Source organism: Geodermatophilus sp. SYSU D00696, from assembly GCF_054050235.1.
Genome location: NZ_JBJGYY010000005.1, coordinates 79,087 through 100,592, shown reverse-complemented (window position 1 = coordinate 100,592; position 21,506 = coordinate 79,087). Strand labels below are relative to the sequence as shown.

Below are 21,506 nucleotides of genomic sequence, written 5' to 3'. Positions count from 1 at the left end.
CCCGGGATCCGGCCGTCCGCCGCCGCGAGCCGGCCGCCGGGCAGGATCGGGGCGTGACCACCCCGCCCCCGCCCGTGCTCGGCTCGCTGACCTGGGTGCCCGCCGCCGAGCGGCCCGACCTGCTCGGCGACCCGGTCGCGGCCGCCCTGCCGTCGCTGTCCGGGCCGGCCTGGGTGGCCCCGGTCGACGACGACCTCGCCGACACCGCCGCGTTCACCGAGGCCTACGGCGTCCCGCTCGAGGCGTCGGCCAACTGCGTCGTCGTGGCCACCCGCCGGGCCGGGCAGACCGCACTCGCCGCCTGCGTGGTGCTGGCCACCACCCGCGCCGACGTCAACGGCCTGGTGCGCCGGCACCTCGGTGCCCGGAAGGCGTCCTTCGCGCCGCAGGACGTCGCCGTCGCCGAGTCCGGCATGGCCTACGGCGGCATCACCCCGCTCGGGCTGCCGCCCGCGTGGCCGGTGCTGGTCGACGCGGCCGTGGCCGCCGCGGACCTCGTCGTCGTCGGCTCGGGCACCCGCGGGGCGAAGCTGGCGCTGCCCGGTGCGGTGCTCGCCGCGCTGCCGGCCGCCGAGGTCCTCGAGGGCCTGGGCCTGCCGGTCGAGGAGCCGCCGCGGCCGGCCCCGCCCGCGCCGGTCGAGCGGGCGCCCGACGACCGCGACCTCGGCTGGGGCGAGCGGCCCGACGAGCGGGACCCCGACCGGCGCTGGCTCGAGGACCGGCCGCCGCACTGGGGCACTGACTAAAGAGCCGTCGTCCCCGGCCCGCCCGGCGTGCCGCCGGGCGCGGGACCCTGCTGCGCGCAGCAGGTCGCGGATCCCGGCGAGCAGCTCGACCTGCGTGGGCGCCACCGCGCCGGCCTCCTCCCCGCGCGTGCGCCGCTCGGCGACCTTCTCCAGGGGCAGCACGACCACGACGTAGACGACGGCGGCGGTCAGCAGGAACGTGATGACCTGGCTGGTGAACGCCCCGTGGTCGAAGACCTGGCCGTCGACGGTGGACGAGCCGCCGACCTCGCCGCCGCCGGCCACCGGGTTGACCAGCGGGGTCAGGAACGAGTCGGTGAAGGCCGTCACGACAGCGGTGGAGGCGGCGCCGATGACGACCGCGACCGCGAGCTCGACGACGTTGCCGCGCAGCAGGAAGTCCTCGAAGCCCTCGAGCACGGCCTCCATATCCTCACGGCGACGCCCCGCCGGTCCAGGACTCAGTCACGGTCGGCAGGCGAGGTGAGACCGAGCGTCAGGGTGGCCGTGGTGGCGGCCGCGGCCAGTGCGGTCGCCGTCGGCTCGTCGACGGCGAGCACGAGCAGGCCGCCGTCGTCCGGCGCGGCGAGCACCAGCGCGGCCCGGGCCACCACCTCGGCCCGCACGGCACCGGAGGCGGTGGCCAGCACGTCGACCCGGTCACCGGGTGTGGCCAGCGCGGCGACGGCCAGGTCGGCCGGGCGGACCGGGACGGCCACCTGACCGGCCGGCAGCAGCGCGGTCAGGCCCGGGCCGACGAGGCGGACGTCGGTGACCGGCTCACCGGCCCGCAGCGGCGCGGCCAGCACCTGCCCGGTGAGCGCGGTGGGGTCGGCGGCCGAGCCGGCGGGGACCGCGGGGAGCTCGGTCACCGTGAGCGCGTCGGCGGTCAGCACCGTCCCTGCGGGCAGGTCGGCGGCGGCGGTGACCACCGGGGTGCCCGGCGGCGGCGCGGCCGGCGGGACCTCCGGTGCACGCAGTGCGAGCACCAGGGCGCCGGCGGCGAGGAGCGCGGCCAGGCAGCGGCGCAGCAGGACGACGGGGGAGCGAGGACGGCGCAGGCGCAGCACCGGCCCAGGCTGGCCGCCCGGCACCGGCCGCGGGTGCCGGGCGGCGGACCTGTGGAGCGAGCGGGTGGGTGTGGACGGCCGGCGTCAGCCGGCGGCGGCCTTGCTGCCGCTGCCGCCGCCGCTGCCGCTGCCGCCGGTCGAGGACGACGACGAGGTCGACGAGGAGGACGAGGAGGACGACTCCTTCGACGCGGACTTCGACGAGGAGCCCGACGAGTCGGAGGAGGCGGACGCCGTCGCGGGCTCCTTGGTGGCGGAGCCCGAGCGGCTGTCGGTGCGGTAGAAGCCCGAGCCCTTGAAGACCACGCCGACCGAGCCGTAGACCTTGCGCACGGGCACGCCGCAGGTCGGGCACTCGGCCACGGGGGCGTCGGAGAAGGACTGCACGACCTCGAACTCGTGCTTGCCCTCGGGGTTGGTGCAGGCGTACTGGTACGTGGGCACGGCGCGGCACTCCTGGTCGAGCGGTCGGGTGGGCCCGGCGCCGGCTGGCACTCGGCACCCTCGACTGCCAATGATGCGCCACGTCCGGGCCCGGCGTCCACGTGATCCGCACGGTGTCGTCCGCCATGAGGACCGGGTGCGACCCCGATCACGGGAGGTCGTCCGGCCACGGTGCCGCCTGCCTTCCTGGACATCAGGCCCGACGCACGGCGGCCGAGGGACGCAGGTCCCTGGGCCGCCGGCCCGTCGAGGAGGACGGTCCTCGGCATGACCGAGGACGTGCAGCACTCCGTCCGTCCGGCCACCGCCGGGGACGCCGACCGTGTGAGCCGGACGCTCGCCGCGGCCTTCGCCGACGACCCGTTGTTCTGCCACCTCCTGCCACCAGGGGTCCGGGCACGGGACGAGCGCGTGCGCCGCGTCTTCGTCGTGGACGGTGCTCGCAGCCTGGCGTACGGCGGCCTGTGGACCACCGCCGACGGGGACGCCGCCGCGGTGTGGTTCCCGCCGGGTCACTGGCGGGGGACATCCCGGGAGGACCTGCGCGAACTGCCGGCCTGGCTGCGGATCGGGGGGCGGCGGATGGGGCACTTCCAGCGGGTGCGGTCGGCCTTGTACGCCCACCACGGTGAGCTGCCCCCGCACTGGTACCTGCTCTACATCGGTACGCGCCCCGAGCGGCAGGGGCAGGGTCTCGGGGCGGCGCTGCTCCGGGCGGTCCTCGACCGCTGCGACACCGAACGGGTCCCCGCCTACCTGGAGGCCACCTGCGAGCGGAACGTCCCGCTGTACCGGCGCCACGGCTTCGTCGAGCAGGGGGTCCTCGACGTGCCCGCCGGCGCCCCACCGATGACTCCCATGTGGCGGGACCCGCGCTGACGCCCTGGGGGTGCCACCACGGGGTTCGCGCGTGTCCGCCCCGGCCGGGGGTGCGCTGGCACGAGCGGGTCGGGGAGGAACTGGCCGGCCGCACGCCGGGACGGATCCGTCGTCCCCCGGTGGCACGGTGCCGGTGCCGCCGGGGCGGCGGCAGCACGCCGAGGGGAGGAGGCGCCATGCAGGACGTGGAGGTGCGCCGGCACGTGGCGGCGCCGGCGGAACGGGTGTGGGCGGTGGCCACCGACCTCGCGGGAGCGCCGCAGGTGGTCCGCGGCATCGACGCGGTGGAGGTCCTCACGCCGGGGGAGTTCGGCGTGGGGACCCGGTGGCGGGAGACCCGCACGATGATGGGTCGCGCGGCCACCGAGGAGATGACCGTCACCGCCGTGGAGCCGCAGCGGTCCTACACGACCGAGGCGGTGCGGCCGGGCGTCCGGTACCTGTCGACGGTCGCGGTGACGCCGGCCGGCGACGGCGGGAGCGACCTGGCGATGACGTTCGGCGCCCGGCCGACGTCCACGCTGACACGGCTCCTCGCGGCGGTCACCGGCCCGCTGGGCCGGCGCGCGGTGACCCGGGCGCTGGAGAAGGACCTGGGCGACATCGCCGCTGCGGCGGAGCGGTGACGGGAGCCGTCGGGGTCTCGGCAGGTGGCCCCGGCTGAGCTCTCAGGGCTCGAGGTGTGCCAGGCCCGGCACGCCGACGACGGCCAGCACGAAGAGCACGAGCCCGAGCACCACCGCGACGGCGTGCGGCAGCAGGACGTGTCCCGTCCACGGCACCCGGTGGAGCAGCCGCGCCACGTCCCCGGCGCTCCGCCGGCGGGGCGGTTCCAGGCGCTCGTCGTCCCCGTCGCCGGTGAAGCCCCAGTACCAGTCGATGCGCGGGGACGAGAACGACGCGGCGCCGGGGCCGAGCGGCGACGAGGGATCGGCCGCCTCGTCCTCGGCGAGCCGGTGCGCGAGCACCTCGATGTCGCGCATGCGGGAGTAGTACCGCACCTGGTGCCGCTTCATCGTGGCGTCGATGAACCAGAAGCCCAGCGCGCTCGCGGCGGCCAGCCCGAACAGCGCGTAGTGCTCCTGCTGGAAGCCCAGCCCCAGGGCGGCCAGGCTCAGGGTCACCGACCAGCCCTTGACCGTCACCAGTCGCCCGTCGAACTCGGAGACGATCCGGACCAGCGCCTTGTACTCCTCGCGCAGCCGCTCGTGCAGGGCCGCCAACGAGGGCGCCGGGTCCGCCATCCCGCCAGACTGGCACGGACGACCCGGGTGGAGCGGCGGGAGAGCGCCCGGTCGGGCTCAGCCGGCGAGCGGCTCGGCCGGCTCGGCGGCGCAGGCGCGGACCACGTCGTCGAGGGAGAGCCCGACCGCGCCGGCGAGCGCGGCGACGGTGAAGAAGGCCGGCGTGGGCACCCGGCCCGACTCGATCTTGCGCAGCGTCTCGACCGGGACGCCGGCCGCGGTGGCGACCTGTCCCATGCTGCGGCCGGCGCGGGCCGACCGGAGCAGGGTGCCGAGCGCCCGGCCGCGCTCACGGTCCTGGGCACTGAGCGGCGGTCGCACCATGCCGTGATAGTAATACCGTGACAACTATCCCGGGAGGCGTCCGTGGTGGAGCTGAAGTCGGCCGGCGAGATCGACGCGATGCGCGCCGCCGGACGGGTGGTCGCCTCGGTGCTCGAGGCGGTGCACCGGCAGGCGGCGGTGGGGGTGTCGCTGCGCGAGCTGGACGACGTGGCGCGGGCGGAGCTGGCGTCGGCCGGCGCCCGGTCGACCTTCCTCGGCTACCGGCCGTCGTTCGCCCCGACACCGTTCCCGGCGGTGCTCTGCACCAGCGTCAACGACGCCGCGCTGCACGGGATCCCGACCGGCTACCGGCTGCGGGACGGCGACGTGCTCAGCGTCGACTGTGGCGCGTCGCTCGACGGCTGGGCCGCCGACGCCGCGAGGACCGTGGTGGTCGGCGCCGCCCGGCCCGAGGACGCCCGGCTGGTCGAGACCACCGAGGCGGCGCTGGCCGCGGGCATCGCCGCCGCGGTGCCGGGCAACCGCATCGGCGACGTGTCGGCGGCGATCGGCGCCGCGGCCCGGCGGGCCGGGTTCGGGGTGAACACCGACTACGGCGGCCACGGCATCGGCCGGGCCATGCACGAGGACCCGCCGGTGCCCAACGACGGGCGGCCGGGCCGTGGACCCCGGCTGCGGACCGGGTTGGTGATCGCGATCGAGCCGTGGTTCCTCGCCGGCGGCGGCGACGGCTACCGGGTCGACGAGGACGGCTGGACGCTGCGCTCCGCCGACGGCAGCCGGGCCGCGCACGCCGAGCACACCGTCGCGGTGACCGCCGGCGGACCGCGGGTGCTCACCGCGGCCTGACGGCGCCCGCGGCACCCGGCACGGGATCCGGCGGCCACGAGGCCGCACGGTGTCGCCTCGCACCCGGCGAACGGCCCTCGGTCACGGCGCGCGGCCCGGCCGACCGGGCGTCGGTCCGGACCTCCCGGCCCGGGGGCGGCACGAGGACCATCACCGCACCGGTCCGGGCGACCGCGGCCGCTGACCCGGGGAGGTCCCGTGCACGTGTCGGTCTTCGAGTACCGGGTCCGCGGGATGGACCCGTCCCAGTGGGCGCGGGTCTGCGCCGAGGAGCTGGCCCCGGTGTTCGCCGAGGTCCCCGGCCTGCGCAGCAAGATCTGGCTGCGCTCGGCCGACGGCGGCGCCGGCGGGGTCTACCTGTGGGAGGACGAGGAGGCCTACCGGGCCTTCCTCGCCAGCGACCTGGGCGCGGGGCTGGCACAGCACCCGCACATCGAGGGGCTCACCGTGCGCGACTGGTCGGTCGACGAGGCCGCCACCGCGGTGACCGGGGGCGACCTGCAGCCCGCCTGACGGCCGGCCCGCTGCGGGGAGCGGTGCCCCGCCCTACCGTGCGCCCATGGCCGACCTCGCCCGCACCGCCCGTGTCGACGTCCTGGTCGAGGGCTACGCCCGCTCGCCGCACGTGGCCGGCACGGTCACCCTGGTGCGCGACGCCGGCCGGACGATCGTCGTCGACCCGGGGATGGTGGCCGACCGCGACGACATCCTGCGGCCGCTGCGCGGGCTCGGCGTCCGACCCGAGGACGTCACCGACGTCGTCCTCAGCCACCACCACCTCGACCACACCCTCAACGTGGCGCTGTTCCCCGTGGTCCCGGTCCACGACTTCCAGTCGGTGATCGAGGGGGACGTGTTCACCCGCCGCCCGGCCGACGGGGTGCAGCTCACGCCCGCCGTCCGGCTGCTGGCCACCCCCGGGCACACGCCGCAGGACGTCACCACGCTGGTCGGCACACCCGACGACGTCGTCGCGCTGACCCACCTGTGGTGGACCGGGGACGGCCCGGCCGACGACCCCTACGCCCTCGACCGCGACCAGCTGCGCGAGCAGCGCGAGCGGGTGCTGTCCCTGGCCACGCTCGTCGTCTGCGCGCACGGCGCCCCGTTCCGGCCGGACGCGACGACGCCGCGCTGAGGTCAGCCCGGCAGGCGGGTGGCCCGGCGCAGCGCGGCCAGACCCGCTGCGGTGCCCGGCCAGTGGCGGGTGACCGCGTCGGCACCGGCCCGGCGGACCACCGAGCGCAGCACCAGGGCGACGGCCAGGGCGTCGTCGGCGAACCCGATGACGGGGACGACGTCGGGCACGAGGTCCACCGGCAGCGCCAGGTAGGCCAGCAGCAGCCAGAGCCGCACGCGCACGCCGCGCGGCAGGCTGCGGTCACCGGCCAGGCGGCGGACCAGCCGCACCACGTCGGGCAGCAGCCGGAGCAGCTCGGCCGCCCGCAGCGCGTCGGGCCGGGCGCCCCACAGCGTCGCCAGCAGCGCCAGCCAGCACAGCAGGAGGCCGCCCGCGACGCCCACCAGCGTCCACGCCCACCCCGGCACGGCGCCTCCCTCCCGGCCGCCCGGGGTCAGGCGACCGCGAGCTCCTCGCCAGGATCCTGACCGGCGTCCTCGGCCGCCCGGGCGGCGAGCACCCCGGCGGCCACCGAGCCGGCGGCGGCCTGCAGCTGCTCGGCCGTGTGCGTGGCCATGACCGACAGCCGCAGCACTCCCTTGCCGCGCGGGACGGCGGGGTAGCCGACGGCGTTGCAGTAGACGCCGGCCTCGTAGGCCGCCCGCCACGCGGCGACGGTCGCCTCCGGGCTGCCGGTCGGCACGGCGATCACCGCGCCGCTGCCCGGCAGCGGCGGCGTCCCGGCGGCGCTGAGCTCGACCCGCAGCCGCCGGCCGTTCTCCTGCAGCCGCGTCCGCAGGTCGGGTTCGGCGCGCAGGATCCGCAGCGCGGCGAGGGCCGCGCCGACGCCGGCCGGCTCGTTGGCCGCGCTGAACACGTAGGGGACGGCGCTGGCGCGGATGCCGTCGGCCACCGCCCGGCTGGTCAGCACCGCGCCGCCGACGCTGGCCAGCGACTTGCTGAACGCGACGGTGACCGCGTCCACCCGGTCCAGCGCGCCGGTGTGCTCGGCCGCGCCCCGCCCGTGCTCGCCGAGGACCCCGAGGCCGTGCGCCTCGTCGACGACCAGCCGGGCGCCGTGCGCGGCGCACAGGTCGGCGATCGCGGCCAGCGGCGCGGTCTCGCCGGTCATCGAGTAGACGCCGTCGACGACCACCACGGCGCCGGCCTGCGGGTCGAGCCGCTGCAGGCGCCGGGCGAGGGAGTCGACGCTGTTGTGCCGGAACCGGACGACGGTGCCGCGGCTGGCGGCCGCGCCGGCGTGCACGCTGGCGTGCGCGTGGGCGTCGACCAGCAGGACGTCGCCGGGACCGCCCGCGGTCGACAGCAGCGCGGTGTTGGCGTTGACGCCCGAGGAGGTCAGCACCGCGGCCTCGACGCCGTAGTGGTCGGCGAGCTCCTCCTCCAGCTGCAGGTGCAGCCGGGTGGTGCCGTTGAGCACCCGGCTGCCCGACGTGCTGGTGCCGTACCGGCGCACCGCGGCGACGGCGGCCTCGACGACCCGCGGGTCGCCGGCCAGGCCGAGGTAGTTGTTGCTGCCCAGGTTCACCCGCGGGACGCCGTCGTCGTAGACGGTGACCGGCTCGGGCGCGCCCGCGGTCGGGACGCCGTGGGTGCCGGTACCGGCGCGGTCGTGCTCGCGGAACATCGCGGCGAGCGGGTCGTGCAGCAGCGGGGCGAAGGCGTCGCGCCGGCCGCTCCCGGGAGTCCGGCCGGCGAGCGGGCCGGAGGTCGGGGCGTCGTGCACGGGGGCTCCGTTCGGTTCGAGCGCCGGGAGGTCCGGCGGCGAGCCACCCTCACCGCCACGGTCACGCTGCGTCAACGGTGGGTCAGCTCACAGTTCCTGCGGGTGTCCCTCGTGCCCCGGTCGGGTGACAGCTGGTCATCGCCTCGCGACCCTGCGTACCACCGGCTCGGGTGGTCGGCCACCCGGACGGGGAGGACCCGCCGGTACCGTCCCCCGGGTGACCGCACGCTGGCTCGACGACACGCAGCAGCGGGCCTGGCGGGCGTGGCTGACCGTCTCCGAGCTGCTCCCGCGCGAGCTCGACGCGCAGCTGCAGCGCGACGCCGGCCTCACCCACGCGGCCTACGTCGTCCTGGCGATGCTGTCCGAGGCGCCCGGCCGCAGCCGCCGGATGAGCGACCTCGCCCGCCGGGCCAACCAGTCGCAGAGCCGCCTGTCGCACACCGTGGCGCGGCTGGAGGAGCGTGGCTGGGTGCGCCGCGAGCGCTCCGCCGACGACGGCCGGGGCAACCTCGCCGTCCTCACCGACGCCGGCTGGGACGTCGTCCGGACGGTCGCTCCCGGCCACGTCGACGCCGTCCGCACCGCGCTGTTCGACCCGCTGACCCCCGAGCAGACCGCCGCGTTGTGCGAGGTCCTCGAGACGGTGGTGCAGGGCCTGGACCCCGATGCCAGCCGCCGCGTGCCCCACGGCGGTGACCTCGGCCGCTGACCCCGCGCAGGCTGTCTAGCGGCCGAGGTGGCGGTAGCGGTGCAGCCGGCTGCGGGTGCGCTCGGCGTCCTCGCGGCCGAGCAGCCCGGCCAGCTCGTCGCCGAGCACCCGGCCCAGCCGGCGACAGAACTCCACCGGCTCGTCGGCGGCGTCGGGCCGCTCGGGCACCACGCGGTCGACGATCCCGGCCCGCCACAGGTCGGGAGCCCGCACGCCCTGCGCGGCGGCCATCTCCGGCGCGCGGTCGACGGAGCGGTGCACGATCGCCGAGGCGCCCTCCGGCGGCAGCGGGCCCAGCCAGCCGTTGGCCGCGGCGAGCACCCGGTCGGCGGGCACCAGGGCCAGCGCGCCGCCGCCGGTGCCCTGGCCGAGCAGCACCGCGAGCGTCGGCGCCCGGAGCGTCACCAGGTCCTCGAGGCAGCGGGCGATCTCGGCGGCCAGCCCGCCCTCCTCGGCCTCCACCGACAGCGCCGCCCCCGGGGTGTCGATGAGCGTCACCAGCGGCAGGTGCAGCTCGGCGGCCAGCCGCATGCCGCGCCGGGCCTCGCGCAGCGCGGCCGGGCCCAGCGGCGCCGACAGCGACTGCCCGCGCCGGTCCTGGCCGAGGACGACGCACGGTGCGCCGCCGAAGCGGGCCAGGGCCAGCAGCAGGCCGGGGTCCTTCTCGCCGGCCCCGGTGCCCGAGAGCCCGACGACGTCGGTGGCCGCCGTCCGCAGCAGTCGCCGCACGCCCGGCCGGTCGGGCCGCCGGGACGCGGTGACGACGTCCCACGCGCTGCGGCCGTCCTCGGGGTCGTCGGCGTCGGTGCCGTCCTCGGCGGTGGGCCGCTCGGCGTCGCGGACGTCGAGGTGCCAGGTCCGCCGCGCCGAGAGCACCGACAGCGCCCGGTCGGCGAGGTCGGCGACGTCCTCGTGCGCGACGACGGCGTCGATGAGCCCCCGCTCGGCCAGGTGCTCGGCGGTCTGCACCCCCGCCGGGAACGGCTCGCCGTGCAGGGCCTGGTAGACCCGCGGCCCGAGGAAGCCGACCGCGGCGCCCGGCTCGGCGATGGTCACGTGACCGAGCGACCCCCACGAGGCGAGCACCCCGCCGAAGGTGGGGTCGCGCAGGTAGACCAGGTAGGGCAGGCCCGCGGCCTTGTGCCGCGCGATGGCCGCGGTGATGCCGATCATCTGCAGGAAGGCGACCGTGCCCTCCTGCATCCGGGTGCCGCCGGACACCGGCGCGGCGAGCAGGGGCAGGCCCTCGTCGGTGGCCCGCTCGACGGCGGCGACCAGCCGCTCGGCCGTGGCCACGCCGATCGAGCCGGCGAGGAAGCCGAACTCACCGGCGACGACGGCCACCCGCCGACCGCGCAACGTGCCCTCGCCGGTGACGACGGCCTCGTCCTGCCGGGAGCGCTCGGCCGCGGCGCGCAGCTCGGCCGCGTAGGCCGGGTCGACGTCGCGCGGGCCGGCCGGCGTGTCCCAGCTCTTCCAGGACCCGGGATCGAGGACGAGGTCGCGCAGCGCGCGGGCGTCCAGCCGGGTCACTCGGACAGCCAGGCGCGGACCGCCTCGTCCGATCCGCCGAGCACCGGGGGAGCGGCGTGCTCCCGGCGCGTGGTCTCGGTCTCGCCGTCGGGGGTGGCGGCGAAGAAGCGCAGCGGCGGGCCGGGCAGCCGCAGCCGGCCCAGGGTGGCGTGCTCGACGTCGACGAGCAGCCCCTGCGACAGGGTCTGCTCCCAGCCGTAGACCTCGTCGAGGGTGCGCACCTTGCCCGCCGGCACGCCGGCCGCGGCCAGCCGGGCGAGCAGCTCCTCCGGGCCGGTGTCGGCGAAGGTCTCCTCGAGCAGCGCGATCACCTGCTGCCGGTTGCCCACCCGCTCGTGGTTGGTCGCCATCCCCGGCGCCTCCGGGTCGAGGCCGAACTCGGCGCACAGCCGCCGCCACAGCCCCTCCGACCCGCAGGAGAGCTGCACGCTGCCGCCCTTGCAGTGGAACAGGCCGTAGGGCGCGATCGAGGGGTGGTGGTTGCCCTGCGCGCGGCCCACCTGGCCGCCGACGGTCCACGCGGTCCCCTGGAAGGCGTGCACGCCGACGATCGCGGCCAGCAGCGAGGTGCGCACCACCTGGCCGCGGCCGGTCCGCTCCCGCTCCAGCAGTGCCGCCAGCACGCCGTAGGCGCCGTACATGCCGGCCAGCAGGTCGCCGATCGGGACGCCGACCCGCTGCGGGTCGTCGGGCCCGGAGCCGGTCAGCGACATCAGCCCGCCCTCGCCCTGGGCGATCTGGTCGTAGCCGGCGCGGCTGCCCTCGGGGCCGTCGTGGCCGAACCCGCTGATCGAGAGGGTCACCAGCCGCGGGTTGAGCCCGGCGAGGACCTCGGTGCCGAAGCCGAGGCGGGCCAGCGTGCCGGGGCGGAAGTTCTCCAGGAGCACGTCGGCGCGGCGGACCAGCTCGCGGAGCAGCTCCTTGTCGGCGTCGTCCTTGAGGTCGAGGGTGACCGACTCCTTGTTGCGGTTGGCCGACAGGAAGTAGGTGGACTCCCGCTCGCCGGAGTCGGGCTGCACGAACGGCGGTCCCCAGCCGCGGGTGTCGTCGCCGCTGCCGGGGCTCTCCACCTTGATCACCCGGGCGCCGAGGTCGCCGAGCATCATCCCCGCGTGCGGCCCGGCCAGTGCGCGGGTCAGGTCGACGACGAGGATCCCGTCGAGTGGTCCGGTCATGCGTCCCTCTCCCTGTCTCACAGCCAGCCGGGGACGACGAAGACCAGCCAGGCCAGGAACGGCCCGACGGCGACGACGATCCCCGCGTAGGCGAGCATCTGCTTGTAGAACCGGTCCCGGTCCACGCCCTGCGCGTTGGCCAGCACCAGGGCGCCGTTGGTCGAGAACGGGCTGACGTCGACGATCGTCGACGACACCGACAGCGCCACCACCACCCCGACGGTGCCGATGTCGCTCTCCTGCAGGAACGGCACCGCCAGCGCGATGGCGACGCCGATGATCGCCGTCGACGACGCGAACGCCGACACCACCCCGCCGATGTAGCAGAGCAGCAGCGCGATGAGCAGCGGCACCCCGAGGCCGATCACCGCCTCGCCGACGTAGTCGATCGTGCCGGCCTCCTGCAACACGAACACGAAGCTCAGCACGCCGGCGATCAGCAGCACCGTCGACCAGCTGATCTGGCTGACCGCGCCCTTCTGCCGCGCCGCCGCGAACAGCGCCAGCACGGTCGCGACGGTGATGGAGACGAAGCCGATGTCGAGGTCGAACACCAGCGCGAGCACGGCGACGGCCGCCAGGCCGATCAGGGTGGCGATCTGGTCGACGGTCACCCGCTGCGGCGCCACGGCGTCGTCCGCGCCGGTGCCGCCGCTCCCGCCGCTCCCTCCCCTCCCGCCGGTGTCGTCGGGACCGACGGCGGGGCCGGGAGGAGCGCCGTGCCCGCTCACCACGGGCTCCTCGGCGTGCTCGGCGTGCGCGGGGACCGTGAGCGGCACCCGGCGGCCCAGCAGCCGGCGTCCGCCGAACACGAGGAAGAGGACGACGCCGATGGCGACGTTGAAGAACAGGCTGCCCAGGAACACCGCCAGCGGGCTGGAGGTCAGGCCCTCGTCCTCGACGATCTCGTTCACGGTGACGCCGTAGACGCTGATCGGCGAGAACCCGCCGCCCTGCGCGCCGTGGACGACCATCATGCCCATGAGCAGGGGGTTGATGTCGTAGCGCGCGGCGAAGCCCAGCGCGATCGGCGCGATGATCGCCACCGCGGCGGGGGAGAGCGCGCCGATCGCGGTGAGCAGCGCGGTGACGGCGAACATGATCCAGGGGATGGCGGCCACGTAGCCGCCGACCAGCCGCACCGCCCCGCGCACCAGCAGGTCGACGGTGCCGTTGTTCTGCGCGATCGCGAACAGGTAGGTGACGCCGATCAGGGTCACGACCAGCTCGGCGGGGAAGCCGGCGAGGATGTCGTCGGTGCTGAGCCCCACCGAGAGCGTCCCGACCAGGAAGGCCGCCACGAAGGCCAGCGCTCCCATGTTGATCGGCAGGAACGTGGCGATCGCGAAGATGGCGACCAGCGCCAGGATCGAGACGATCTCCGGAGACACGGCGGGCTCCCCTCGTCGGCGCCGACCGGCCCACCGTGTCACCTACCGGTGGGTACGGCTCCCCAGGTCCTGCCAGCCGCCGGAGGGGGTGACGACGGCGCTCACCGGCCGGTCGTGGCCGAGGGCCGGCAGCCGGTCGACCAGCTCGTCGTCGAACACCAGCGCCACGACGACGGCGCTCGGGCGCACGTGCACCAGGGCGCGGTCGTACCAGCCGCCGCCGCGGCCCAGCCGCACGCCACCGCGGTCGACCGCCAGTGCCGGCACGACGACGACCTCCGCCGTCCCCACCGCGGTCGGCCCGAGCCGCGGGCCGACCGGCTCGAGGATCCCGAAGCGGCCCGGTGCCAGCCGGCCGGTGTCGACCGCCCAGCGCAGCTCGGTGCCGGCGTCGGGCACCACGGGCAGCAGCACCCGCGCGCCGAGCTGGGTGAACGCGGCCGGCAGCCGCCCCGACCCGGGCTCGGTGTCCTCCGGCACGAACGCGGCCAGGACGCGGACCCGCGCCAGGCGGGCGAGCAGGGTGGTGGTCACCGCGGCCGCGGCGGCGGCGCGCGCGGCGGGGGTGCGGTGCCGGCGGCCGGCCAGGACCCGCTCCCGCAGGGCGGACTTGGCCGCCTCCGCGTCGGACGGTGCGCTCACGGGACGAGGCTAGGGCCGCGGGAGCGCCCGTGAGGCCACGGCGGTGACTGCCCCCGAGGGGTCAGGACGAGATCGTCCCGCGCGGGGCGCCTGGCTAGGCTGCCGCGCATGTCGACCCCGCAGCGCCCGGCGCGCAAGGCCGTCATCCCCGTCGCCGGGATGGGCACCCGGTTCCTCCCCGCCACCAAGGCGGTGCCGAAGGAGCTGCTGCCGGTCGTCGACCGGCCGGCGCTGCAGTACATCGTCGAGGAGGCCGCCCGGGCCGGCCTCGCCGAGGTGCTCATGGTCACCGGCCGCAACAAGGCCGCGATCGAGGACTTCTTCGACCGCACCCCCGAGCTCGAGACGGCCCTGGAGAAGAAGGGCGACGCCGGCCGGCTGGCCGCCGTCCAGGAGTCCACCGACGTCGCGCAGGTGCACTTCGTCCGGCAGGGCGAGGCGCGCGGGCTGGGCCACGCGGTGCTGCAGGCAGCCGCCTTCGTCGGCGAGGAGCCCTTCGCCGTCCTGCTCGGCGACGACCTCATCGACGCCCGCGACCACCTGCTCGAGCAGATGCTCGCCGTGCAGGCCGAGCACGGCGGCTCGGTGGTCGCGCTGCTCGACGTCGGCCGGGAGAACATCGACAAGTACGGCGCGGTCGCCGTCGAGCCCGGCTCCGCCGACGGCGTCGTCGCGATCACCGGCCTGGTGGAGAAGCCGCCGGTCGACGAGGCGCCCTCGAGCCTGGCGATCATCGGCCGCTACGTGCTCGCGCCGGAGGTCTTCGGCGTGCTCCGCGAGACCGCGCCCGGCCGCGGCGGGGAGATCCAGCTGACCGACGCGCTGGCCACGCTCGTCGAGCGCGGGCACCCGCTGCACGGCGTCGTCTTCGACGGCCGGCGCTACGACACCGGCGACAAGCTCGACTACCTCAAGGCGGTCATCCGGCTGGCCTCCGAGCGGGAGGACCTCGGCCCGGCGCTGCGTTCCTGGCTCACCGAGTTCGTGGCCGACCTGCCGGCCGAGGGCGCGTCGCAGGCCTGAGCCGGTCCCCGGAGGGGGACCATCGCAGGTGATGACCGAGAACGGCGCGCCCGGGGCGCGGGACACCACGGCGCTGGACCTCCGCAGCGGGGCCACCGTCGACCCTCCGGCGTCCCCGGGCCCGGCGGTGCACGCCACCGCGCAGATCGACCGCGGCGCCGTGCCGCCGCCACCGGCCGCCGAGCCCGAGACGCCGGTGCTGCGGACGGTCGAGACCCACCTCGACGAGATCCTCGCCGCGGTGCCGCAGCCCGAGCCGATCGAGCTCGCCGTCCTCGACGCGCAGGGCCTGCTGTGCGCCGAGGAGGTGGTCAGCGCCCGCGCGCTGCCCGCCTTCGACCAGGCCGCCCTCGACGGCTACGCGGTGCGCGCCGAGGACGTCGTCGCCGCCACTCCCGACGCGCCGGTCGAGCTCGCCGTCGTCGGGGAGACCGTCACCGGGGCCGCGGCGCCCGACGCGCTGGCCCCCGGGCTGGCGCAGAAGGTCACCGCGGGCGCGATGCTGCCCGCCGGCGCCGACGTCGTCGTGCCCGGCGTGTGGACCGACGGCGGCGTCGTGCGGGTGCAGGTGCACGCCGGCCCGGAGGCGGGCAGCTACCTCCGCCGTGCCGGGGACGACGTCTCGCCCGGCACCGCCGCCGTCCACGTCGGCACCCCCATCGGGCCGGCGCAGATCAGCCTGCTGGCCGCCGTCGGCCGCGACCGGGTGCAGGTGCGGCCCCGGCCGCGGGTCGCCGTCCTGTCCGCCGGCACCGAGCTGGTCGACATCACCGTGCAGCCCGCGCCCGGCCAGGTCGTCGACGTCAACACCTACGCGCTGGCCGCCGCGGCCCGCGACGCCGGGGCGGCCGCCTACCGCTGGGGGATCCTGCCCACGGAGCGGCGCCGGCTCACCGAGGTGCTGGAGAGCCAGCTGCTGCGCAGCGACCTGGTGCTCATCGCGGGCACCTTCGCCACCGACGGCGACCTGGTGCAGGAGGTGCTCGCCGAGCTCGGCCCGATGCGCTTCCGTCAGGTGACGATGCACCCCGGACCGGTGCAGGGCTTCGGCCGGCTCGGCCGCGACGGCGTCCCGGTGATCTGCGTGCCCGGCGAGCCGGTGGCGGCGCTGGTGTCCTTCGAGGTCTTCGTCCGCCCGGCGATCCGCTCGATGCTCGGCAAGCGGCAGCTGTTCCGGCGCACCGTCCAGGCGATCTCCGCCGAGCGGCTGGTCTCCCCGCTGGGCTACCGGCAGTACCTGCACGGCCAGGTCATGCGCCACCCCGACGGCGGCTACGTGGTCGAGCCGCTCGGTGACGGCGACGAGGCGATGCTGGCCCGGATGGCGCGGGCGAACTGCCTCATCGTCGTCGACGAGGACGTCACCGAGGTCGCGGAGGGCGGGCTGGTGACGGTCATGCCGCTGCTCCTGGGCGGCTGAGCTGGACCCGACGCAGCATCCCGGCTGGCCGGCCCGGCTGGCGTACGGCCCGGTCGAGCTGGACCCGCTGCGGCGCACCGACGCCGCGGAGTGGAGCCGGCTGCGGCTGGTCAACGAGGCCTGGCTGCGGCCCTGGGAGCCCACCGCGCCGGTGGCCTGGTCGGTCCGGCACACGCCGGCGGCCTACCGGGCGATGCGCCGGTCGCTCACCCGCCGCGCCCGGGCGGGGACGTCGATGCCCTTCGCCGTCCGCGTCGAGGGCCGGCTGGCCGGGCAGGTGACGGTGGACAACATCGTGCGGGGCGCGCTGCGGTCGGGCTCGCTGGGCTACTGGATCGACCGCGCCGTCGCCGGGCGGGGGATGGCCTCGCTGGCCGTGGCGCTGGTGTGCGACCACGCGTTCGGCCCCGGCGGCCTGCACCGCCTGCAGGCCGACATCCGGCCGGAGAACCACCCCAGCCGCCGGCTGGTCGAGCGGCTCGGGTTCACCCGGGAGGGCCTGCTCCGCCGCTACCTCGACATCGACGGCGACTGGCGCGACCACCTGTCCTACGCGCTGCTGGCCGAGGACGTGCCGCAGGGCGTGCTCGGGCTCTGGGCCGCCGGCGCACCCCGGTGACGGGTCGCTATCACTCTTACGCTTCGTGAGCAGTCCACTACGTGTCGACACGCCGCTTGGCAGATCCCCTCCGTCTCACGACCACTCGTGCGACACGCCCACGGACATCCCTCTAGCTGGGGATTCGCGTGAATAACCTGCCGCGGCAAGTGACTCGTGTGACGGGTGGTGTTCTCGATGGGGTCAGGCGTGCTTCTCGCCGCGCTGGTCGTGCTGTGGTTCGTCGTGCTGGTGCCGATGGTGGTGACCCGCGGTGACTCCTCGACGGCGCGCGCCGAGGTGACGCCCGGGCGCACGCTGCAGCGGCGACGGGGGAGCGACCCGGTGCGCTCGGCGGAGACGGAGCGGGTGTCGGTGGACCGCGACCTGCTGCGCAGCACCGGCGAGCTGCGGGTCGACGTGCACGCCGTCCGGCGGCGCACGCTGGCCGGCCTGGTCGCGCTGACGCTGCTCGCGCTCATCGGCGCGCTGACCCTCACCCCGTGGCTGTGGGTGGCACAGGGGCTGCTCGACGTCGCGCTGGTCGGCTACCTCGTGGTGCTGCGCGCAGCGGTGCGCCGCGAGCAGGCCGCCGCCCGCCGCGTGGCCCGTGCCGCCGCCCGGTCGTCGGCGCGCCCGGCCGCCCGCCCGGCGCCCGCCGCGCGTCCGGCGCCGGCCCCGCGGCCCGCGCCGGTCGCCGAGGAGCCGGTGCACCACACCGTCGGCCTGCCGCACCCCAGCCTGCCGCTCGCCCCGGTGCACCCGCTGCGCCCCGCCCGCGTGGTCGCGGCGCGCACCCCGGCGCCGGCCGGCTGGCAGGACAGCGCCGTCGTGGGCCTGGACGACGACGACATCGGCTTCGCCGACATCGACTACTACCAGCCGCGCGTGGTCAACGGTTAGACCTGCGCCGACACCCCGGGTGCCACCCCCGTCGGCGGCACCCGGGGTCGCGCGCGGTACTCTCGTCTCCCGTCAGGGGCTGTAGCGCAGTCCGGTAGCGCACCTCGTTCGCATCGAGGGGGTCAGGGGTTCGAATCCCCTCAGCTCCACCCTGAGACCGACGCCGTCGGGGCACCCGCCCCGGCGGCGTCGCTCGTTCCCGGCCGTGATCGACATCGTCGGGGCCACGACTTCGTCACACGTGCGCAGTGGAGCGGAACGCCGTCCGCCCCAGCGTGGCCGGCATGGCGGCGCACGGCACCCGGGTCGCCTCCCTGGCGGAGGCGCAGCCGGCCGAGCTGCACCTCGAGGGCCGCTGGCGGGCCGCCCAGCTGCGCGGCTGGCGCTTCGACGCCGATGGCGGGTGCCGGGCGCGGGTGCGGGTCGACTGGGCCGGCACGCCGCGCATGGTGTGGGCGCCGCTGGAGCTGCTGCGGCTGCCCGACCCAGGCCGGTGGACCTCGGCCAGGGGGCGCCGGGGGAGACCCGCCCGGGATGCCGTCCGGAGACCTGGCGCGAGGACCACCCCCACCCGGCGCTGCTGTCCTGGCGCGACTACGAGCCGGAGAAGCGCCGGCTGCAGATCGAGCTGCTGAAGCTGCAGCGCTGGGTGGAGGAGCGCCGGCGGCGCGTGGCGGTCGTCGTCGAGGGCCGCGCGGCCGCGGGCACCGGGGCGTTCGTCCGGCACGTCACCGAGCACCTCGACCCCCGCACCGTCCGGGTGGTGCCGGCTGCCGGCCGGCCGTCGACCCCGCTGCGGCTCGCCCTGGCCCACGTCCCGGCCGCCGGGGAGGTCGTGCTCTTCGACCGGTCCTGGTACGGCCGGCCCGCGGTCGAGGCCGCGACCGGGGACGAGGGCCGCCTGCCGAGCCTGGCCGCGTCCGGGCAGCCGCTGGTCGACGGCGGCCTGCACCTGGTCAAGCTGTGGTTCTCGGTGTCCCGCGGGGAGCAGCGCACCCGCCTCGCGCTCCGTCGCGACCCGCCGGCGCTCACGGTGGCAGACCTCGCCGTCCTCGACCGCTCGGACGACCACGCCCGGGCCGAGCAGGCGGTGCTCGCCGCGACGTCGACGCCGCGCGCGCCGTGGACGGTGGTCGGGGCGAACGACGAGCGGCGTGCCCGGCTCGAGGCCATGCGGCTCGTGCTGGCGGGCCTCGGCCACGCCGGCCGCCGGGACGACGTGGTCGGCCGGCCCGACCCGCTGCTGGTCCGCCGGCCGGCCGACGACGTCCTCAGAACCAGGACGGGAACCACATGCGGCTGAGCCACTCGGCGTGCGAGAGCGGACGGCCGGCGAGGACCGGGTAGAAGAACGCGAAGGTGCCCGCGACGACCGCCACGTAGCCGCTGACCGCCGCGAGCCCCGCGGTGCGTCGCCACGGCGGCGCCCCGGGCCGGCCCAGGACGTCCTGGAGCACGAGGACGACGGCCAGTACGAAGAACGGCAGCACCGGCGCGCTGTAGAAGACGAACATCGTGCGCTCGGGGTTGAGGAACCACGTGCCCCAGCCGGCGGCGACCATGACCGCGACCAGGACGGCGGCGGGGTCGCGGCGGGCGACGATGCGCCAGGTCACCCACGCCAGCGCCGGCGCGAAGGCCAGCCACAGCGTCGGCGTCCCGAGCATGAGGACGTAGCGCACCACCTGCTCGCCGGAGGCGTCGGTGAGGCCCTGCGGGTTCCACAGCAGGATCGGCCGGCCGTTGACCAGCCAGGTCCAGGGCCCGGACTCCCACGGGTGCGGCGTCGACAGCCCGTTGTGGAACGTCCACCACTCGGCGTGCATGTGCCACCAGGAACGCAGCGCGTCGGGGATCCACGGGAACGCCGTCTCCGGGTTGCGCTGCGCCCACCAGCGCCCCTGGGCCGTCTCGCCGAGGAACCACCCGGCGAAGCCGGCGACGTAGGTGAGCACCGGCACCGCGGCCAGCGCCCAGGTGGCGCCGGGCAGGCCGCGGCGCAGCGCCGTCGCCGTCGGACGGGGGACGCCGGCCTCCCGCCAGGCCGCACGGTCCCAGAACAGCGACAGCAGGGCGGCGAAGGCGAGGAAGTACACGCCGCTCCACTTGACCGCGCAGGCGCAGCCGAACAGCAGCCCGGCGGCGATCCGCCAGCCGCGGGGGCCGAGCCGGAAGCCGGTGGCCGGGACCGGCCGGTGCTGCCGGATCCGCGCCCGCACCCGGTCGCGGTCGACGACCAGGCACGCGACGGCGGCGAGCACGAAGACCTGCAGGAAGACGTCGAGCAGGCCGATCCGCGACAGGGTGAAGGCCAGGCCGTCCAGCGCGAGCAGCAGCCCCGCGACCAGGCCGAGCAGCGTGGAGCCGGTGAGCCGCCGGGCCAGCCGGACCAGGACCACGACGGCGACCGCGCCGGCCACCGCGGAGGGGAACCGCCAGCCCAGGCTGGTGTAGCCGAACACCTCCTGGCCGGCGGCGATCATCCACTTGCCCAGGGGCGGGTGCACGATGAACGTGTAGCCGCGGTTGTACTCGTGGCCCCAGGTCAGCAGGTCCCAGGCCTGCGGCGGGTAGTAGGCCTCGTCGAACAGCAGCGTGCGGGGATAGCTGATGCCCACCAGCCTGCCGACCAGGGTGAGCAGGCCCAGCCCGAGCGCGAGCACCCACGACAGCGCGCGGTCGCCGGGCAGAGGCGGGATGCGGTCGACCCGCGGGCGCGGGGCCGGCCAGCGCCGGGCGGCGCGCGGCGGGTCCTGCGGGAGCCCGGCGTCGGCGCGCTCGGGTGCCAGGACCGCCATGGCCTCAGGGTATGTGGCGGGCCGGGCCCGCCCGGCGTGACAGGCTCGTCGCCGTGACCGGACGGCTCGTGCTCGGTGGCGCACCCCTCGGCCAGCCCGGCGACGTCGGCCCGCGGCTGCGGCAGGTGATGGCCTCGGCCGACGTCCTGGCGGTGGAGGACACCCGGCGGCTGCACCGGCTGGCGGCCGACCTCGAGGTCACGGTGACCGGCCGCGTGGTCACGTTCCACGAGTCGGTGGAGCGGGCCCGGCTGCCCGGGTTGCTCGCGGCGCTGGTCGACGGCGCCACCGTGCTGCTGCTCACCGACGCCGGGATGCCCTCGGTGTCCGACCCGGGCTACACGCTGGTGCGGGCGGCGATCGACGCCGGCGTCGAGGTCACCTCGGTGCCCGGGCCCACGGCGGTGACGACGGCGCTCGCGGTGTCGGGGCTGCCGGTGGACCGGTTCTGCTTCGAGGGGTTCCTGCCGCGGAAGGCGGGGGAGCGGCGGGCGCGGCTGGCCGGACTGGCCGACGAGCGCCGCACGATGGTCTTCTTCGAGTCGCCGCACCGGCTGGCCGACGCCCTGGCCGACGCGGCGGGCGCCCTCGGCGGGGACCGGGCGGCCGCGGTGTGCCGGGAGCTGACCAAGACGCACGAGGAGGTCCGCCGCGGGACCCTCGCCGAGCTCGCCGGGTGGGCGGCCGACGGCGTGCGCGGGGAGATCACCGTCGTGGTGGCCGGGGCGACGCCGCGGCCGGTGTCGCTGACGCCCGCCGAGCTCGCCGCGCTGGTGGCCGAGGAGGAGGCCGCGGGTGCCGGCCGCAAGGACGCGATCCGTGCCGTCGTCGCCCGCACCGGCCTGCCCCGCCGCACCGTCTACGACGCCGTCGTCGCCGCCAAGCCCTCCTGACCCGCGGTGGACGGCGGCATAGGAAGCTATCCGC

The 21,506-nt window shown here is 76.6% G+C and carries 24 protein-coding genes, 1 tRNA gene and 1 pseudogene; 14 read left to right on the top strand and 12 right to left on the bottom strand.

All coding sequences use genetic code 11. The features are described 5' to 3' along the window. Positions 1 to 53: 53 nt before the first annotated feature. The gene (locus tag ACI79O_RS05215) at positions 54 to 746 is read left to right on the top strand and encodes a YbaK/EbsC family protein (RefSeq protein ID WP_456887376.1); all 693 of its coding nucleotides are present in this window, start codon (positions 54 to 56) and stop codon (positions 744 to 746) included. 66 nt (positions 747 to 812) lie between these two features. Here ACI79O_RS05215 and mscL read toward each other — a convergent pair. The 3 genes and pseudogenes from mscL to ACI79O_RS05200 form a co-directional block, all read right to left on the bottom strand. Next, positions 813 to 1,175: pseudogene (gene mscL, locus ACI79O_RS05210) on the bottom strand (large conductance mechanosensitive channel protein MscL); the annotation flags it as partial. Between the two features lie 32 nt (positions 1,176 to 1,207). Further along, the gene (cpaB, locus tag ACI79O_RS05205) at positions 1,208 to 1,816 is read right to left on the bottom strand and encodes a Flp pilus assembly protein CpaB (protein ID WP_456887375.1); all 609 of its coding nucleotides are present in this window, start codon (positions 1,814 to 1,816) and stop codon (positions 1,208 to 1,210) included. An 84-nt stretch (positions 1,817 to 1,900) separates the two neighbouring features. Further along, positions 1,901 to 2,260: an FmdB family zinc ribbon protein gene (locus tag ACI79O_RS05200; protein ID WP_456887374.1), complete on the bottom strand. Its 360-nt coding sequence runs from the start codon at positions 2,258 to 2,260 to the stop codon at positions 1,901 to 1,903. A 267-nt stretch (positions 2,261 to 2,527) separates the two neighbouring features. Here ACI79O_RS05200 and ACI79O_RS05195 point away from each other — a divergent pair, with 267 nt between their 5' ends. Together ACI79O_RS05195 and ACI79O_RS05190 are read left to right on the top strand one after the other, a co-directional pair. Then, entirely contained in the window at positions 2,528 to 3,139 is a 612-nt protein-coding gene (locus ACI79O_RS05195; protein WP_456887373.1) for a GNAT family N-acetyltransferase, read from the top strand. Positions 3,140 to 3,315: 176 nt separating this feature from the next. Continuing rightward, entirely contained in the window at positions 3,316 to 3,765 is a 450-nt protein-coding gene (locus ACI79O_RS05190; RefSeq protein WP_456887372.1) for an SRPBCC family protein, read from the top strand. Between the two features lie 42 nt (positions 3,766 to 3,807). On the opposite strand, the gene ACI79O_RS05185 is transcribed toward ACI79O_RS05190, so the two are convergent. Both ACI79O_RS05185 and ACI79O_RS05180 read right to left on the bottom strand, forming a co-directional pair. Beyond that, on the bottom strand, positions 3,808 to 4,383 hold the full coding sequence (locus ACI79O_RS05185; RefSeq protein WP_456887371.1) for a hypothetical protein: 576 nt from the start codon (positions 4,381 to 4,383) through the stop codon (positions 3,808 to 3,810). Positions 4,384 to 4,440: 57 nt separating this feature from the next. After that, positions 4,441 to 4,707 (bottom strand): helix-turn-helix domain-containing protein, encoded by a 267-nt coding sequence (locus ACI79O_RS05180; protein WP_456887370.1) that lies wholly within the window; start codon positions 4,705 to 4,707, stop codon positions 4,441 to 4,443. Positions 4,708 to 4,749: 42 nt separating this feature from the next. Here ACI79O_RS05180 and map point away from each other — a divergent pair, with 42 nt between their 5' ends. The 3 genes from map (at position 4,750) to ACI79O_RS05165 (ending at position 6,655) form a co-directional block, all read left to right on the top strand. Continuing rightward, positions 4,750 to 5,517: a type I methionyl aminopeptidase gene (map, locus tag ACI79O_RS05175; RefSeq protein ID WP_456887369.1), complete on the top strand. Its 768-nt coding sequence runs from the start codon at positions 4,750 to 4,752 to the stop codon at positions 5,515 to 5,517. Between the two features lie 198 nt (positions 5,518 to 5,715). Then, entirely contained in the window at positions 5,716 to 6,030 is a 315-nt protein-coding gene (locus ACI79O_RS05170) for a YdhR family protein (RefSeq protein ID WP_456887368.1), read from the top strand. 46 nt (positions 6,031 to 6,076) lie between these two features. Further along, positions 6,077 to 6,655 (top strand): MBL fold metallo-hydrolase, encoded by a 579-nt coding sequence (locus ACI79O_RS05165; RefSeq protein ID WP_456887367.1) that lies wholly within the window; start codon positions 6,077 to 6,079, stop codon positions 6,653 to 6,655. A 2-nt stretch (positions 6,656 to 6,657) separates the two neighbouring features. Here the strand turns inward: ACI79O_RS05165 and ACI79O_RS05160 are convergent, their stop codons facing one another. Further along, positions 6,658 to 7,065, bottom strand: a complete 408-nt coding sequence (locus ACI79O_RS05160) for a DUF1232 domain-containing protein (RefSeq protein ID WP_456887366.1) — start codon at positions 7,063 to 7,065, stop codon at positions 6,658 to 6,660. 26 nt (positions 7,066 to 7,091) lie between these two features. Further along, positions 7,092 to 8,384, bottom strand: a complete 1,293-nt coding sequence (locus ACI79O_RS05155; RefSeq protein ID WP_456913509.1) for an aminotransferase class I/II-fold pyridoxal phosphate-dependent enzyme — start codon at positions 8,382 to 8,384, stop codon at positions 7,092 to 7,094. 217 nt (positions 8,385 to 8,601) lie between these two features. Here ACI79O_RS05155 and ACI79O_RS05150 point away from each other — a divergent pair, with 217 nt between their 5' ends. Further along, positions 8,602 to 9,096, top strand: coding sequence for a MarR family winged helix-turn-helix transcriptional regulator (locus ACI79O_RS05150; protein ID WP_456874974.1), 495 nt, complete (start codon positions 8,602 to 8,604; stop codon positions 9,094 to 9,096). 15 nt (positions 9,097 to 9,111) lie between these two features. On the opposite strand, the gene ACI79O_RS05145 is transcribed toward ACI79O_RS05150, so the two are convergent. From ACI79O_RS05145 to ACI79O_RS05130, 4 genes are read right to left on the bottom strand one after another with little or no spacing between them, the layout of a single operon-like run. After that, the gene (locus tag ACI79O_RS05145; RefSeq protein WP_456887364.1) at positions 9,112 to 10,629 is read right to left on the bottom strand and encodes a carboxyl transferase domain-containing protein; all 1,518 of its coding nucleotides are present in this window, start codon (positions 10,627 to 10,629) and stop codon (positions 9,112 to 9,114) included. Beyond that, positions 10,626 to 11,804: a CaiB/BaiF CoA transferase family protein gene (locus tag ACI79O_RS05140; RefSeq protein WP_456887363.1), complete on the bottom strand. Its 1,179-nt coding sequence runs from the start codon at positions 11,802 to 11,804 to the stop codon at positions 10,626 to 10,628. The genes ACI79O_RS05145 and ACI79O_RS05140 overlap by 4 nt, the downstream gene beginning before the upstream one ends. A 17-nt stretch (positions 11,805 to 11,821) precedes the next feature. Further along, positions 11,822 to 13,195 (bottom strand): SLC13 family permease, encoded by a 1,374-nt coding sequence (locus ACI79O_RS05135; RefSeq protein ID WP_456913508.1) that lies wholly within the window; start codon positions 13,193 to 13,195, stop codon positions 11,822 to 11,824. A gap of 42 nt (positions 13,196 to 13,237) precedes the next feature. After that, positions 13,238 to 13,837: a 5-formyltetrahydrofolate cyclo-ligase gene (locus ACI79O_RS05130; protein WP_456887361.1), complete on the bottom strand. Its 600-nt coding sequence runs from the start codon at positions 13,835 to 13,837 to the stop codon at positions 13,238 to 13,240. A 108-nt stretch (positions 13,838 to 13,945) separates the two neighbouring features. Here ACI79O_RS05130 and ACI79O_RS05125 point away from each other — a divergent pair, with 108 nt between their 5' ends. The 6 genes from ACI79O_RS05125 to ACI79O_RS05100 all read left to right on the top strand — a co-directional run bounded on the left by ACI79O_RS05125 (position 13,946) and on the right by ACI79O_RS05100 (position 19,084). Beyond that, positions 13,946 to 14,860 carry a UTP--glucose-1-phosphate uridylyltransferase gene (locus ACI79O_RS05125; RefSeq protein ID WP_456887360.1) on the top strand — a complete coding sequence of 305 codons (915 nt, stop codon included), beginning with the start codon at positions 13,946 to 13,948 and terminating at the stop codon, positions 14,858 to 14,860. Between the two features lie 31 nt (positions 14,861 to 14,891). Further along, positions 14,892 to 16,280, top strand: coding sequence for a molybdotransferase-like divisome protein Glp (glp, locus tag ACI79O_RS05120; protein ID WP_456913507.1), 1,389 nt, complete (start codon positions 14,892 to 14,894; stop codon positions 16,278 to 16,280). A gap of 1 nt (position 16,281) precedes the next feature. Continuing rightward, positions 16,282 to 16,899 (top strand): GNAT family N-acetyltransferase, encoded by a 618-nt coding sequence (locus ACI79O_RS05115; protein WP_456913536.1) that lies wholly within the window; start codon positions 16,282 to 16,284, stop codon positions 16,897 to 16,899. A gap of 189 nt (positions 16,900 to 17,088) precedes the next feature. Then, the gene (gene sepX, locus ACI79O_RS05110; RefSeq protein ID WP_456913506.1) at positions 17,089 to 17,781 is read left to right on the top strand and encodes a divisome protein SepX/GlpR; all 693 of its coding nucleotides are present in this window, start codon (positions 17,089 to 17,091) and stop codon (positions 17,779 to 17,781) included. 75 nt (positions 17,782 to 17,856) lie between these two features. Continuing rightward, positions 17,857 to 17,930 (top strand) — tRNA-Ala (locus tag ACI79O_RS05105). 344 nt (positions 17,931 to 18,274) lie between these two features. Next, positions 18,275 to 19,084 carry a polyphosphate kinase 2 family protein gene (locus ACI79O_RS05100; protein ID WP_456913505.1) on the top strand — a complete coding sequence of 270 codons (810 nt, stop codon included), beginning with the start codon at positions 18,275 to 18,277 and terminating at the stop codon, positions 19,082 to 19,084. Here ACI79O_RS05100 and ACI79O_RS05095 read toward each other — a convergent pair. Further along, the gene (locus ACI79O_RS05095) at positions 19,053 to 20,579 is read right to left on the bottom strand and encodes a dolichyl-phosphate-mannose--protein mannosyltransferase (RefSeq protein WP_456913504.1); all 1,527 of its coding nucleotides are present in this window, start codon (positions 20,577 to 20,579) and stop codon (positions 19,053 to 19,055) included. The genes ACI79O_RS05100 and ACI79O_RS05095 overlap by 32 nt on opposite strands. Positions 20,580 to 20,632: 53 nt before the next feature. On the opposite strand from ACI79O_RS05095, the gene rsmI reads away from it, so the two are divergent. Continuing rightward, positions 20,633 to 21,472 carry a 16S rRNA (cytidine(1402)-2'-O)-methyltransferase gene (gene rsmI, locus ACI79O_RS05090; protein WP_456887355.1) on the top strand — a complete coding sequence of 280 codons (840 nt, stop codon included), beginning with the start codon at positions 20,633 to 20,635 and terminating at the stop codon, positions 21,470 to 21,472. Positions 21,473 to 21,506 lie beyond the last annotated feature (34 nt).

What these genes read in the sequence shown, in the direction of transcription:
- ACI79O_RS05140 (WP_456887363.1), bottom strand. Translation starts at nt 11,804, where the DNA reads ATGACCGGACCACTCGACGGGATCCTCGTCGTCGACCTGACCCGCGCA.
- ACI79O_RS05180 (WP_456887370.1), bottom strand. Translation starts at nt 4,707, where the DNA reads ATGGTGCGACCGCCGCTCAGTGCCCAGGACCGTGAGCGCGGCCGGGCG.
- ACI79O_RS05125 (WP_456887360.1), top strand. Translation starts at nt 13,946, where the DNA reads ATGTCGACCCCGCAGCGCCCGGCGCGCAAGGCCGTCATCCCCGTCGCC.
- ACI79O_RS05190 (WP_456887372.1), top strand. Translation starts at nt 3,316, where the DNA reads ATGCAGGACGTGGAGGTGCGCCGGCACGTGGCGGCGCCGGCGGAACGG.
- ACI79O_RS05185 (WP_456887371.1), bottom strand. Translation starts at nt 4,383, where the DNA reads ATGGCGGACCCGGCGCCCTCGTTGGCGGCCCTGCACGAGCGGCTGCGC.
- glp (WP_456913507.1), top strand. Translation starts at nt 14,892, where the DNA reads ATGACCGAGAACGGCGCGCCCGGGGCGCGGGACACCACGGCGCTGGAC.
- ACI79O_RS05195 (WP_456887373.1), top strand. Translation starts at nt 2,528, where the DNA reads ATGACCGAGGACGTGCAGCACTCCGTCCGTCCGGCCACCGCCGGGGAC.
- ACI79O_RS05095 (WP_456913504.1), bottom strand. Translation starts at nt 20,579, where the DNA reads ATGGCGGTCCTGGCACCCGAGCGCGCCGACGCCGGGCTCCCGCAGGAC.
- ACI79O_RS05165 (WP_456887367.1), top strand. Translation starts at nt 6,077, where the DNA reads ATGGCCGACCTCGCCCGCACCGCCCGTGTCGACGTCCTGGTCGAGGGC.